We start from the raw sequence: 13,858 nt of genomic DNA, 5'->3' as shown, positions 1-13,858 counted from the left end.
GGATTCCGCTCGAATCTGGTGTCCCGCCGCGGGTCGACGAGCGACGGCGGGGCTGAACACGCGGACTGTACAGTCGGAATCTGTACGCGGGCTGAACCACCGCGCACGCGTAAGCAAATCGAGACAATTCGGACCTACCAGGCGATATGCGCCCGGGAACGGTCACGGCACACTCGAATCGCCGCTCAGAACGGGCGCAGCACGATCTCGGTGAGGTGCCCGTCGCGCGGAGTGTCGATGGCGTTGCGCACCACCGCGGCGACGGTCCGCGGTGTCAGGAATTCCTCCGGTCGATACTCGCGGTTCTCGCCCGCCACGATCTCGCGCTGCATATCGGTATCGATGCGACCCGGGTGGATCGAGGTGACCCGCAGAGCGCGCTCCTCGAGCCGCAGCGCATCACCGAAGGCGCGCAACCCGAATTTGCTCGCCGCGTAGGAGGCCCAGCCCGCGCTCGCGCGCAGTCCCGCGCCCGAATTGATCAGCACCACATGGCCGGCCGCGGCGCGCAGCGCGGGCAGCAGCACCCTGGTCAACTCCGCGACCGCGATCAGATTGGCTTCCAATGTATTCCGCCACTGCGCCACCGAAGACTCGGCGATCGTGCCGATGTCGGCGATACCGGCGTTGTGCACCAGCACATCCAGCCGTCCGATGGACGCGGCAGCCGCGGCGACGGCCGGATAGTCGGTCAACTCGACCGGCCACGGCGTCGCGTCGGGCAACTCGGTGAGGATCGCGCGCAGCGAATCCCGTGAGCGCGCACCGAGCAGCAGCTCGTGGGTGGGCGCCAACTCCCTGGCGATGGCCGCGCCGAGTCCGCGGCTCGCGCCGGTGATCAGCGCGGTCGGCTTCGGCGTGCTGGTGACGGCGGTACTCATGCGCCCACCGTAGCGTTTCGCGCGCGAGACCCGCCGAGGCGACAGCTCGACATCCCCCGTTTCCGGGAAACGATGAGGCCGAATCCGCAACATAGACGGCGTGCGCGACGATGCACGCATTAGTCGAACCATCCACGGGACGGGGCATGCGCGAGTGAGAGCCGCATATCTGCCGGTCGACCACCGGTGGCACGAGGCCGAAATGGACACGACAGACACGATGTCCGGGCGACACACCGCCGAGCGGGCGTACTTGCGGGTGTCATCGCAGAATAGGGGGATGACTCATCCGGGGTTCACCCCAACTCAGCTCGCGGCGCGCGCCGCCTATCTGCTGCGGGGCAACGATCTCGGCACCATGACCAGTGCCGCGCCCCGGCTGTATCCGCACATGTGGAGTTGGGACGCGGCCTTCGTCGCGGTGGGACTCGCTCCGCTGAGTGTCGAACGGGCGGTGATCGAACTGGACACACTGCTGTCGGCGCAGTGGAAGAACGGAATGATTCCGCACATCGTCTTCGCCAACGGCGTGGACGGCTACTTCCCGGGCCCCGCGCGCTGGGAGTGCCGCAAGCTGGCGGTGAACGCCCCCGAGGGGCCCGACACCTCCGGCATCACCCAGCCGCCGGTGCACGCCATCGCCGTGCAGCGCATCCTCGATCATTCGCGCAGGCACGGGCGCAGCACGCGCGCCGTGGCCGAGGAATTCCTCAACCGGCGCTGGCCGGATCTGGTGCGCTGGCATCGCTGGCTCGCCCACGCCCGCGACCCCAAGGAGACCGGCCGCATCACCCTGTACCACGGCTGGGAATCCGGTATGGACAACTCGCCGCGCTGGGATCGGGCGTACGAGAACGTGATACCCGGCGACCTGCCGCCTTACAAGCGCGAGGACACCGCGATCATCTCCGACCCCTCGCAGCGCCCGAGCAACCGCGAATACGACCGCTACCTGTGGCTGGTCGAACAGATGCGACGCGCGGGCTACGACGACTACCTGCTGGCCTCGACCATGAGTTTCGCGGTGGAGGACGTGTTCGTCACCGCGATCTTCTCGCTGGCCTGCGAGGTGCTGGCCAATATCGGCGAGGAGTACAAACAGCCCAATGCCGACGTGCGCGACCTGTACGCCTGGGCGGACAGATTCCGCGCGGGCGTCGTCGCCACGGCCGACGCCCGCACCGGCGCGGCCCGTGATTTCGATGTCCGGCTGCAACGCTGGATCAGCACCGAGACCCTCGCGGTGTTCTCGCCGCTGCTGTGCGGCGGTCTGCCCCGCGACACCGAACGCAGTCTGCTGCGCCTGTTCGAGGGGCCGCGCTATTGCGGTCACCCCGACCTGCGTTACGCCCTGCCGCCCTCGACCTCGCCGGTGTCCAAGGATTTCCGCGCCCGCGAGTACTGGCGGGGCCCGGTGTGGCCGGTGATGAGTTGGCTGTTCTCGTGGGTCTTCGCCCGGCGCGGATGGGCCGAACGGGCATTCATGTTGCGTGCCGAAGGTTTGCGGCAGGCGAGTGACGGCAGCTTCGCCGAGTACTACGAACCCTTTACCGGGGAGCCGCTCGGCAGTATGCAACAGTCCTGGACGGCGGCTTCGGTACTCGACTGGCTCGGCTGATTGCACCACTGCCTGCGGCGATTGGCTATCGTCGTCCAGCATGGATAGCACTCGCTGGAGATCGACTCGCATCGTTGCGTTATCCGCGATCACGGTCGGTGGCATACTCACCGCAACCGTTCCGGGCGCAGCGTCCGCGTCGCCGAGCGGCCCCGACGTGTCATCGTGGCAGCACATCGACGGACGGCTGATCGACTGGTTCGCCGTGCGAAGGGCCGGATACCAATTCGCGATGGTGAAGGCCACCGAGGGCCTGACCTACGTCAATCCCTATTTCGTGCCCGACAGTGTGCTCATGCGCGCCGCGGGCCTCGCGCGCGGCACCTACCACTACGCCCGGCCGCAACTGCCGCCCGAACCACAGGCCGCCATCTACGCGGCCACGGTCCTCGGCCAGAACGGGCCGCTCGACCTACCCCCGGTCCTCGACCTCGAACAGTCCGGCGGACTCCCGCCGGGCGCTCTCATCGACTGGACCCATCGCTACCTGAACGCCGTCCGCACGCTGACCGGCCGCATGCCGATCATCTACACCTATCCCAACTTCTGGAAATCGGCGATGGCGAACACCGACCAGTTCGCCGACTACCCGCTCTGGATCGCCGACTACCGCGGCAACGACGAACCCGAGGTCCCCGGCGGCTGGTCCACCTGGACCTTCTGGCAGACCACCGACAGCGGCACCATCCCCGGCATCTACGGACGCACCGATCTGAACGTATACAGCGGAGCACAGGGCGATTTCGCGGCATACGCGAACATGTCCGGCGGCACCGGCAGCGGCTAGGTAATGGCGGACCGCTACCCGCCCAGTCGAGTAGCGGTCCACCGGCACCGGCTAGACGCCGATGCGGCCGTTGGCCTTCCATACCACCGCGACCGCGGGCCGCGGCTGGGCGTCGCCGCCGTCGGGCCAGTGCGACAGCGGCTTCTCCGGGGTCGCGTCGTCGGCTTCGCCGGGATGCTGCACGCACACGATGACGCGGTTCTCGGTGACGATGGGCCCGCAGGTCTCCGCGCCGCGCGGAACGGTGAGGAACTGCTTGGTCTGGCCGCGGTTCGGGCCGTCGAGCACCACCGAGAACAGGCCGTCGTTGCTCTTGAGCGCATTGCCGTCGGTGGAGATCCACAAGTTGCCGTACACGTCGAAGGCCAGGTTGTCCGGGCAGGAGATCGGGCTCACCTTGGTCTTGTCGTAGCCGCCGAAGTAGGTGTCGGCGGCGGCGGGATCACCGCAGACCAGCAGCAGCGACCAGGTGAAGTCGGTGCCCGCGTGGTTGTCGTCGATCTCGAGGATCTGCCCGTTCTTGTTCAGCTTGCGCGGGTTGGCCTCGTCCGCGCCGGCGACCTTCTCGTCCTTGCCGCGATTGTCGTTGTTGGTCAGCGCGACGTAGACCTTGCCGGTGTAGGGGTTGGCCTCGAAATCCTCCGGGCGGTCCATCTTGGTGGCGCCGACCTTGTCGGCGGCCAGCCGGGTGAACACCGCGACCTCCTCGGCGGACATGCCCTCGACCAGCGACTTGCCCTTGCCGTCGGCGCCGGTCTCCAGCAGCGGGATCCAGGTGCCCTTGCCGGTGAAGCCCTTGTCGGAGGGGACCGCGCCGGAGCCGTCGATCTTGTCCGGGTGGTCACCGGTCAGCTTGGCGACGTAGAGCGTGCCCGCGTCCAGGATGGTCATGTTGTGGCGCATGCTGGCCGGACCCGTGCCGGACTGGATCTTGCGCGAGGAGACGAACTTGTACATGTAGTCGAACCGCTCGTCGTCGCCGGTATAGGAGACGACCTCGCCGTTCTTGGTCACGTAGATGGTCGCGCCCTCGTGCTTGAGCCTGCCCATCGCGGAATGCTTCACCGGAGTGGAGTTGGGATCCCACGGATCGATCTCGACGACGTAGCCGAAGCGGTTGGCCTCGTTGGGCTCCACCGTCATGTCGAAGCGCTTGTCGGTGCGCTCCCACTGATTCGGGGTGCCGCCCTTGGCGAAACCGTAGCGCTTGATGCGCGGCTTGCCGTTCGGATCGCTGACCTTGTCGCCGTTGGCGAAGTAGCCGTTGAAATTTTCCTCACCGGAAAGCACCGTGCCCCAGGGGGTTACGCCGCCCGCGCAGTTGGCGATGGTGCCGCGCACCTTGGTGCCGCTCGGGTCGGCGGTGGTCTGGGTGAACATGCCGCCCGCGGCCGGGCCGGTGAGCAGGAATTCGGTGTCGGCGGTGATGCGGCGGTTGTACTTGCCGAATACCGGAGTCAGCTTGCCGCTGCCGGATTCGCCCTTCACCTCGATCACCGTCAGACCGTGCGCGGCCTTGGTGATGGCGATCTGCTCGTCGGTCGGCGCGTCCTTGTTGTAGCCGCGGAACATCTGCGGACCGGTGGTGTACTCGTGGTTCACCACCAGCAGAAAGGAATTCGGCTGACCCTCGATAGGCAGCAGCGCGGCGAAGTCGTTGTTGTAGCCGAACTGCTTGGCCTGGGCCGCTGCGGTCTGCTTGTCGAAGTCGAAGGCGGGCGCGTCGGCGAAAACCGGGTCGCCCCAGCGGATCACGACCGACTGCTGGTAGCCGTCGGGTATCACCAGCGCGTCGTCCTTGTTCGGCGCGACGGCGGTGAAGTCGGTTCCGGTGCCCGCGGCGCCCGCGGGGGTGTAGGTGGGAGTGACCGCGGTGGCCGATTCGTCGTCGTCACCGCAGGCGGCGAGCGCGCCGCCGACGCCGACCGCGAGCACCGCGGCGGCGCCGCCCTTGATCAGGCCGCGCCGGTTGAGGGAGTTGACGATATCGCCGAAGTAGGTGTTCTCCGAGGTGTTGGGAACCTCGTGGAAGCAGGCGTTGGCGCACTTGTATTCACAGGTCACCCCGGCACGACCGGACTGGCCGTCGTGCTTCACGAAGAGGGCGAGGGGTTTCGACATCACGATGACTCCCGGGTTCGGTCCGACGCGCCGCACGCTAAACGTCTCAGACGATCCACAGGATAAATACGGGTGAACGAATGACCAATTAGCTAACCCTAGGTTAGCTGGGCGGCTCGGACATACGAGAAAACCCGGCATCCGCACTGGTCGGACACCGGGTTCGGGTGGTGCTCTGTCGTCGGGGCTTGTCGATTCGAAGCGTCGGATGTCAGGCATTGACCGGCAGCGAGAGCACCACCTCGGTCTCGTTCTCGGGCAGGTAGTGCACCTGCACGATCCGGCCGACCTGGACATGTCCGACCGCGGTCGGCGGCAGGAACTTCTCCACGCGGGTCAGGAAAGTGCTGCCGTCCGGGCGGGTCACCGCGAGGGCGAGCTCGATCTTGGAATGTCCGTCGCGGATCTCGCCGGGCACCGTGAGTGCCTGCACCACCGCCTGCGCCCGGATGCCGCGTTCGGCGATGTCGAGTTTGGCGGCGGTCGTGAAGCCCTTGCGGATCATGGATTCGTTCATCGCCCGCTGCGCCTCGGCGCCGTCGCCCGACAGGTCGACCTCGACCTTGTCGGTGCGCCCCGGCAGGTATCGAACCGGCAGCACCACACCCGGGCGCAGCAGGGCGAGCTCGGTCAGCGGCACGATCATGCGGGCCGAGGACCGGAAGACCTTGCCGTCGGCGCCCTCGACACTGAATTCGATGTGCACCTGCGGCTGGTCGTTGAGGGTGACGCCGGTGTGCCGGAACGACCGCACGGTGCCGAGTCCCATTGCGCCGCCACGGAATTCACCGGTGTTGAGACCGGTCAGCGCGGGCAGGATGCCGTCGCCGGTGAATGCGAAGGCGATCGGGACGATGGTCAGCGCCATGATCGGGAGCGAGAGCTGCCAGCCGACCCAGCCCATGTAGTCGGGGAAGAAGTCGTCTTCGTAGGTGAGTCCGTTCCAGAGGTAGTAGCCGACGGCGAGTACGGCGAAGGCGACCGCGAGACCGCGCACGGTGTTCTTCATGATGGTCCTTCCACAGGTGTGCGGGGAGTTCGAGGATGGGGGTGAATGATCCGATCGCACTCGAATCCGCGCTCCGCGGCCCGGCCGGGAGCGCGGAATTCGAGGCGTGCGACATCAGCCGACGATGGTCGAGCAGGCGAAGGTGATGTCGAATTTGGAGGTGGACGGGCCCGCGAGCGGGTTGGTCAGGTCGGGAGTGCCGACGCCCTCGCCGGTCACCTTGAAGGTGTTGCCGTCCTTGACCAGCTTGGCCGAGCCGCCCGGCTGGCCGTTACCGTATCCGACCGCGTAGGGCAGGCCGTTGGAGCCGCCCTTGGAGCCCGCGATGCCGACCGCCTGGACCGTGTCGCCCACGATGGTGGCGCTCACGCTGAGCTGACCGTAGGTCGCGTTGCCGGTGTCGGTCAGCGCCAGCGCCAGCGTGCCGCCCTGCTTGGCGCAGGTGGTGTCGAACTTGGCTTCCAGCGCCTTGCCGTCGACCGAGGCGACCGACTTGCCGCCCGCGGGCGCCGAGGGACCCGCCGACGGTGCGGAGGTGGCCGGGCTCGGCGCCGAGCTCTTGCCCGAGTCGTCGCTGCATCCGGTGACGAACAGGGCGAGCGCGGCGGCGGTGGCGGCGACCGCGGTGGTGGCGAAGCGGGTGGTGTTGTTCATTTCGGTGTCCTTGTCTGTCGTGTTCGTTCGGCTCCTCGGTGGCGCCGTTGACACAAAGCTATGGACGACGATCGCCCTACCGATCCCAGGTTTCGGCGGAACTATTTCGCCGAAACTCCGTTAACCTGGTCGAATGCGACGACCGCGCGCCATGGTGCTCGATGAGGTGTGGCGCAGACTCGACGGTGTCGAAGCGCTCAGCGGACCCGCCGGAGGGCCGTTGCGCCGCACCGTGAAACTGCTGCTCGACCCGCTGGTGATCCGCCCGGTGCAGAATCCGAGCTGCGCGGGAACCATCCTCGGCGCCGACGGGGCGACCCTGCTCGCCACCCGCATCCACGCGAGCGCGGATGTGCTGCGCGCCACCGCCGCCTGGTTCACCTTGCTCAAACAGGTGCGAAGGGCGTTGCGGCTGACCGAGGGCAATCCGCAGGACCTGTACTTCCAGCGCTGTTTCGAACTCGCGACCACGAGGGGCGGACCCGATCCGGTGGCCGACCGCGCCGTCGCGGAGGAAACCCTGCGCGATATCCACGAATTCAGCGCGGGCCGCACCACCGCCGCGCTGCGGCGGCACCTCACCGACGAGGCGCGGGCGAACGAACTGGGCGCGCTCATCGAATTGGCTTGGCGCAGAAGGCCCGCGGCGGGCACCCCGAGCGGAACGCATACGGCCGCGCTCACCGAACTGCTCGACGCCGCCGCCGGCGCCCGCTGGGAGGGCGACGGCGGCGACGGTCAGCGGCGGTTCGACGAACTGGTGGCCGCGCACGCGGGCACCCACTCCGGTATCGCGCTGTGGCAGCGCGAATCCGGTCCAACCGCTCGCGAATTGGGGCTTACGGCGCATCCGCTGCCGCGGCAGCCCGCGCTCGGGGCGTCGGCGTCGACGGCGAATCTCGGTCTGCCCTTCGACCGGACCGTCTACGAACGGGTCTTCACCGTCCTACAGGGTTCCAGCGAACGCGCGGAACTGCCGCCGATCGCGGAACTGGTCACCACCGAGATCGCGCGCAGTTGCGCGCCGTGGGCGCTACTGGACGAATCGCTGCGTGTCACCGCGGCCGCGGGCGCCGCACTGGCCGAGGGACTCGCGCCGATCGGCGCGGCACCGCTCGGTCCGCGCGCGGTGCCCGACGGTCCCCGCCTCACCGCGGTCGACGGCGCACCCGTGCTCACCGCCGCGCGACCGGTCCGGCCCGCGGGCGGATTCGGCTCCGGGACCGAGACCCCCGCGCAGCGCGTCGTCAACGGCCGGTGGCAGCGCGAGGCGTACGTCCTGCAAGCGCGCCGCCTCGTCATCGACACGAATGCCGAACTCGCACCGGATAATCCGCTGGCCGTGATCGCCGCCGAACTGCGCACCCCCTGGCGGCCCTACCTGCGTCGGCTCTGGGTGCGGCTGCACGGGCGGGATGTGCGCGAGGCGGGGGTCTACGAACCGGACGAGCTGTGGGATCTGCTCGACGGGGTCGCCCGGTCGGTGATCCTCGACCACCGGACCAGGGTGAAGAACGCGCTCAGCGCGGACGCCGCGGCGATGGAACCGACCGAGAGGGCGGGCTGATGACCGAGATCCACATCGGGACGGCCGAGGCGACACTGGTGATCGCGCCGCCGGGCGCGCCGACCGTCCTTGATGACGCGTCCGGTGCCGAGGTACTGGTGCTCGAGGTGTCGGGTGGCCATCTGACCTGGAATCTGCTTGCCGCCGAGCGCATTCCGGCGGCGGTGCTGGACGACGCGGACGCGGCGGGCGACTGGTTGTGGGCCGTGTACGGCGAACGGGCCGCCGTCGCCGCGGCCGACCGGCGCGACGGCGACCATCCCGCCGAACCCGCGCTGCCCGACCTCCTCGGGCACGCCTGGCGGCTCGCCTACGCGCACTGGGCGGCGCGCTGGTGGCCCGCCTCGACCATCGACGGCATCGCCGCACTCGATCCGTACCTGCTGGAATCGGAGATCGCGGCACTCACCGAACAGTGCGACCTGCTGGTCGACGGCGCGGATGCCTCGGTGCCCGACCTGGGCGCGACGGTCGCCGCGGCGCGTCAGGAGGATTACGCGCTGGCCGCGAGCGGTGGGCGCGAAGGCTCCGGGCTGACGCTCGCCCGCGGTGTCGGGGGATGGGATTGGGCGAACTGCCCGCCGGGTCTGGTGGACGCCTCCGAACGCGCGGTGTCATGGGAGATGAGCCGGGAATTCGGGGCGACGCTGGTCACGGTGCGCGCGGCGGCGGCGCCGCGACTGGACGCGCCGGTGCCGCCGCATCTGCGTCCGCGCGCGGTGCTCGACGCGGACCGGCCGGACGCGCTCGCGGCCGAAATCGATCTGAGCCTGATCGGCGACACCTGGATCGGCGCGGCCACGGTGTCGACGGATTCCATCGCCACCGTCGACCTTCGGGTTCCAGGTGTCGGATCGCCCGAGGGCCGCGACGATGCCGGGACCAGACAGCGGATACGCGAGTTCGCCGCCGCACGGCTCGACCGCGCCGCCCGGGACCCCGGTACCGGATTCGATGCCCCGCTGTCGGCCGAGATCGCCGCCGCGACGGATACGGACTTCTGATGGGGTGCGCGCCATCCGGCGCGTCGTCACACCGTCGGCGGATCACCGTGGCGGCACGACGGCCGGAATCAGTTCCGCCGCGACGGAAACGGACCTCGAGTGAATGACGACGAAGCCCGCGCGATCCTGCTCGCCGGTGCCGAGGCATATCAGCGCGGCGAGGTCGCCGAAGCGCTGCGGATATTCGAGCACGCCGCGCGCACCGGCGATGGCGGGCTGCGGCAGAGCGCGCTCATCAATGCCGCGAGCATGGCCGACGAACTCGGCGAGCACGCCACCGCACTCGGCTGGTACCGGCAGGCGCTGGCCGAACTGCCCGAGGCCGCGGTGGAGAAGCGCGTCTCGGCGCTGATCAACTATTCGCAGGCGCTCCAGCACGTCGGCGATCTCGGGCAGGCGCAGGACGCGCTGGAACGAGCGCGGGAGCTGCTCGGCGGCGGCGAGGAGTTCGGGTCGCTGCGGGTGGCCTGTCTGCTGTCGCTGTGCGCGGTCGCCTTCCATCGCGGCCGCTGGACCCGCACCATCGAACTGGCGACCGAATCACTCGACGCCGCCGTGCGTTTCGCACCGCATCTGGCCGGACATCCGCTGTCGAACCTGGCGGGCGCCTACTTCGAGACCGGCAACCGTGATCTCGCCGTCGACTTCGCGCGACAAGCGCTCGCGGCCTTCGAATCGGCGCGGGACGCCAACGGCGTGGCCGAGACGCGACAGAATCTGGCGACCATGCTGCTGCGCATGAACCGCCCCGACGCGGCCGAACCCCTGTTGCGCGCGGCTCAGGAGTATTTCGAACGGGCCGGACTCGGTCACCGCGCCGGAATCGGCCGCAAGACCCTCGGCTTCCTCGCCGAAGGCCGCGGCGACCGCGCCGCCGCGGGCGACTGCTACAGCCGGGCGCACGAGTACTTCCGTTCCTCCGGCGCGGTTCTCGACGCCGCCGATGTCGAGGTCCGACTCGCGACACTCGCCTTCCACCGCGGCGACATCGCCCGCGGCGAGGAACTGCTCGCCACCGCCTTCCGCGCCTATGCCGAGCGCGGGCTCGGATTGCACTGCGCCCAAATCGATTTCTGGCACGCCGCACTGCTGGAGACCGTGGTCGACGCCGCGCCCGCACCGGACCCCGTCCTGCTGAGCGCCGCAACCGACCTCGCGGTGACGGCCGCGGTCGCCATCGACGCCGTCCGTCACACCTTCGGCAACGGCGGTCAGCGCGAACAATGGAACCGGGCCGTCGCCGATCCGGCCATGCGCCTTGCTTTCCGCTTCGCCTACCTCCGCGGGGACGCCGCCCTGCTCGTGGACCTGATCGAAACCCAATGCGCCGGTGCGACCTTGAACATCAGCGCGCCTGCCGACGACCGCGCGCCCGCGCGACTGCCCCTCGATCTGCTGGAACCGCCCGCCCCCGGCCCTCCCGAAGACGATGGCGTCGCGACCCTCATGGCGGGCACCGCGTCCCCGGCCGACCCGCGGGCAGGCGCGAACGCCCTGCAACTCGGCGCGGCGCTGGCCGAGGTGGTCGCGAGCGCGGGTCTGCCGGTCGCGCCGCCGCCGAGGCTCGCGGTCGGGTCGGACGGCCACATCGCCCTGGCCGCCTACATCACCGCCGCCGAACAGCGATACGGACGCGCGGTGCGCGACGACCTGGTGGTGACCGTATGACGGCGCGGCAGCCGACCGTGCTGGTGCGGATGGCGGACGCGGGCGATCTCTACATGTCGTGGCGCTGGGAGGGCGACACCGCACCGCCCGGCGCGGCCATGCTGCCGGGTGCGCCGATCGAGGAGGCGGTGCGCGCACTGGCCGAAGCACTGCCCGATCCGACCGCACCCGGCGGCGTCGAATACCCGCTCACCGCAGGGGCCTTCGCCGACGAGAAGTCCGAATATGCGTTGGCGCGACAGCTTTCACGCGCACTGCTGCCCGCGGCATTGGCCGAACAGCTCGCGGCCTGTTACCGGGACGGTATGCGACCGCTATTGCGTGTGCAGCCATCCCCACGGGTCGCGCAGGTGCCGTGGGAGATCATCGCGCCCGCACCGGACGTGCGGCTCATCGACATCGCCGATATCGGCCTGCTCGCCCCGTCGGGCATCGCGCACGCACCCGGGCGCACCGTCCGGCACTGGGAACGGGACCGGAATCTGCCGGTCGTGGCGGTTCTCGACCCTCGGATTCCGAGTTTTCGCGCCGACTCCGAGCTGGGTTCGGTACTCGGCCGCGTAACCGCTGCGACCCCGTTGACCGAGCGCGTAGCCGCCTACGCCGCCCAGCGGCGTCTCGTCCCCGCCGTCACCGAACCCACCGAGATCTTCCGCCGCACCGATGTGGACCGCGAATGGCTCGGCGCGGCACTGCGCGCGGGCGCGAGCCGGCTGCTCTACGTCGGCCACGTCACCGCGGCCGCTCTCGGTTCCGGTCGCAGCGAGAATGCCGCATTGCATCTGGCCTGCACCGCGGAATCCGCGGGCTTCGCCGAACCGCTGCGCGACCACCGCCCGTTCTCGGCCAAGGACCTGCTGCTCGGCACACACACCCGAGCCGACGATCCGATTCCCGGCAACCTACTGTGGCCGATCCCAGCCCGCGTCGCCCTTATCGCCTGCGAAAGCGGCGGCGACCTGCGCTTCTCCGAGGCGCTCGGCCTCACCGCGGCCATGCTCAACGGCGGCGCGGAACTGCTCACCGCCACCCGCTGGCCCCTGCCCACCGACCACGCCTTCCACCGCGTCGCGGGCGCCGACCCGACCGCGACGCCACTCACCGACGCGATCTGCGCCATCGACGCCGCGCACGAACTCCCCGACCCGCTCACCGCCCTCGCGGATTGGCAACGCACCCGCCTCGCCGCATGGCGCACCACCCCGGCCATCGAGAACTCGCCGGTCCTGTGGTCGGCCATAGCCACCGTCACCACGTGAGGTCGCGGCTCGGTCCCGGTGGGCGAGTGGTGCGACCGCAGCCCGCACCCGCGGGGCTCAGCCGGCAGTGGCCGGCTCAGTGTTCGTCGTAGTGACCTTCGTGTGCCGCGTGCCGGTGCCCGTCGTGGACGTAGTCGACATGGTCGCCGTGCGGGACCGCCACATGGCCGCATCCCTCACCGTGCACGTGATCGTGGGCGCCGTGTTCGGTGTGACCAGTCGGCTCGCACTCATCGAAATGACCGTCGTGGGCGCGGTGCAGATGGCCGTCGTGGACGTAGTCGACATGGTCGCCGTGCGGGACCGCGACATGGCCGCATTCGGCGCCGTGTACATGCGCGTGACCAGTGTGCTCGACGTGTGCTGTGGTCATCAGAAACCTTCTTCCATACCGATGGACAGGTGAATCTGTGAACATCAGACACATTAGCAGGGATGCATCAATGCAGGTAGCTGCCTATGTGCTCCGGGAATTCGGCCCGCGCGGTTGTCAGGCGATGCCCGCGACCGGTTCGGGGTTGAATTCGTCACGCCAGGCCACGGCCCGCTCGACCGCGCTCAGATCGTAGGCCGGACCGCTGACCCCCACCGTGAAGGTGGTGACGCCCGCCCGGACGAATTCGGCCGCCTGCCCGACGCCGGGCCACGGCACCGAACGCTCGATCCGCGCGTCGTCCGCGCCGATGGCGGCGCAGTGCTCGGCGAGCACCTTGTTCTTGTGCGCGAGGGTGTCCAGGTCGGAGAAGCTGTGCCAGATATCGGCGTACTCGGCGACCAGGCGCAGCGTCTTGCGTTCGCCGCCACCGCCGATCAGGATCGGAATCTTCCGCGTCGGAGGCGGATTCAGCGCTTTCAGCCGGGCGGCGATGCGGGCCATGCTCTCCTTCAGCAGCGCCAGTCGGGTGCCGGGCGTGCCGAATTCGTAGCCGTACTGGTCGTAGTCCTTGCGGAACCAGCCCGCGCCGATGCCGAGAATGAGCCGTCCGCCGCTGATGTGGTCGACCGTGCGCGCCATATCGGCGAGCAGATCGGGATTGCGGTAGCCGCCACCGGTGACCAGTGCGCCGATCTGCACCCGCTCGGTCTGTTCGGCGAAGGCGCCGAGCATGGTCCAGCATTCGAAATGCGCGCCCGCCGGATCGCCCGCGAGTGGATAGAAGTGGTCCCAGTTGAAGACGATGTCGACGCCCGCGTCCTCCGAGCGCAGCACCGCATCGCGGATGAGCCCGTAATCGGGCGCGTGCTGGGGCTGCAATTGAACTCCGATACGAACAGGACGGCTCATGCGGC

At 69.2% G+C, this 13,858-nt stretch carries 12 protein-coding genes; 6 read left to right on the top strand and 6 right to left on the bottom strand.

Annotation, left to right across the window (positions count from 1 at the left end; translation table 11 throughout):
• Nucleotides 1-185: 185 nt before the first annotated feature.
• Entirely contained in the window at nt 186-881 is a 696-nt protein-coding gene (locus APZ21_RS22835) for an SDR family oxidoreductase (protein ID WP_054815334.1), read from the bottom strand.
• A 280-nt stretch (nt 882-1,161) separates the two neighbouring features.
• Here APZ21_RS22835 and ggh point away from each other — a divergent pair, with 280 nt between their 5' ends.
• Nucleotides 1,162-2,499, top strand: coding sequence for a glucosylglycerate hydrolase (ggh, locus tag APZ21_RS22830; RefSeq protein ID WP_054815375.1), 1,338 nt, complete (start codon nt 1,162-1,164; stop codon nt 2,497-2,499).
• Nucleotides 2,500-2,539: 40 nt separating this feature from the next.
• Nucleotides 2,540-3,286 carry a glycoside hydrolase family 25 protein gene (locus APZ21_RS22825; protein WP_054815333.1) on the top strand — a complete coding sequence of 249 codons (747 nt, stop codon included), beginning with the start codon at nt 2,540-2,542 and terminating at the stop codon, nt 3,284-3,286.
• A 51-nt stretch (nt 3,287-3,337) separates the two neighbouring features.
• Here APZ21_RS22825 and APZ21_RS22820 read toward each other — a convergent pair whose 3' ends face one another.
• From APZ21_RS22820 to APZ21_RS22810, 3 genes are all read right to left on the bottom strand, one after another.
• Nucleotides 3,338-5,410 carry a PhoX family protein gene (locus tag APZ21_RS22820; protein ID WP_156371264.1) on the bottom strand — a complete coding sequence of 691 codons (2,073 nt, stop codon included), beginning with the start codon at nt 5,408-5,410 and terminating at the stop codon, nt 3,338-3,340.
• Nucleotides 5,411-5,618: 208 nt separating this feature from the next.
• On the bottom strand, nt 5,619-6,416 hold the full coding sequence (locus APZ21_RS22815) for a hypothetical protein (RefSeq protein WP_054815332.1): 798 nt from the start codon (nt 6,414-6,416) through the stop codon (nt 5,619-5,621).
• A gap of 114 nt (nt 6,417-6,530) precedes the next feature.
• Nucleotides 6,531-7,070 carry a lipoprotein LpqH gene (locus tag APZ21_RS22810; RefSeq protein ID WP_054815331.1) on the bottom strand — a complete coding sequence of 180 codons (540 nt, stop codon included), beginning with the start codon at nt 7,068-7,070 and terminating at the stop codon, nt 6,531-6,533.
• Between the two features lie 151 nt (nt 7,071-7,221).
• On the opposite strand from APZ21_RS22810, the gene APZ21_RS22805 reads away from it, so the two are divergent.
• From APZ21_RS22805 to APZ21_RS22790, 4 genes are all read left to right on the top strand, one after another.
• Complete coding sequence (locus APZ21_RS22805; protein WP_054815330.1) at nt 7,222-8,637, top strand: hypothetical protein; 1,416 nt, start codon at nt 7,222-7,224, stop codon at nt 8,635-8,637.
• Nucleotides 8,637-9,641, top strand: a complete 1,005-nt coding sequence (locus APZ21_RS22800) for a hypothetical protein (RefSeq protein WP_054815329.1) — start codon at nt 8,637-8,639, stop codon at nt 9,639-9,641. Before APZ21_RS22805 ends, APZ21_RS22800 begins: the two co-directional genes overlap by 1 nt.
• A gap of 99 nt (nt 9,642-9,740) precedes the next feature.
• Complete coding sequence (locus tag APZ21_RS22795; protein WP_054815328.1) at nt 9,741-11,309, top strand: tetratricopeptide repeat protein; 1,569 nt, start codon at nt 9,741-9,743, stop codon at nt 11,307-11,309.
• Nucleotides 11,306-12,568 (top strand): CHAT domain-containing protein, encoded by a 1,263-nt coding sequence (locus APZ21_RS22790; RefSeq protein ID WP_054815327.1) that lies wholly within the window; start codon nt 11,306-11,308, stop codon nt 12,566-12,568. The genes APZ21_RS22795 and APZ21_RS22790 overlap by 4 nt, the downstream gene beginning before the upstream one ends.
• Nucleotides 12,569-12,644: 76 nt before the next feature.
• Here APZ21_RS22790 and APZ21_RS33240 read toward each other — a convergent pair whose 3' ends face one another.
• Together APZ21_RS33240 and APZ21_RS22780 are read right to left on the bottom strand one after the other, a co-directional pair.
• A complete protein-coding gene (locus APZ21_RS33240) occupies nt 12,645-12,941 on the bottom strand; it encodes a hypothetical protein (protein WP_082393374.1) in 297 nt (98 codons plus the stop codon).
• Between the two features lie 117 nt (nt 12,942-13,058).
• Nucleotides 13,059-13,853 (bottom strand): LLM class F420-dependent oxidoreductase, encoded by a 795-nt coding sequence (locus tag APZ21_RS22780; protein ID WP_054815325.1) that lies wholly within the window; start codon nt 13,851-13,853, stop codon nt 13,059-13,061.
• Nucleotides 13,854-13,858: the final 5 nt, after the last annotated feature.

It is taken from the genome of Nocardia arizonensis, assembly GCF_001310275.1.
Taxonomy (GTDB): Bacteria; Actinomycetota; Actinomycetes; order Mycobacteriales; family Mycobacteriaceae; genus Nocardia; species Nocardia arizonensis.
This window is presented reverse-complemented; position numbering and strand designations above follow the sequence as displayed.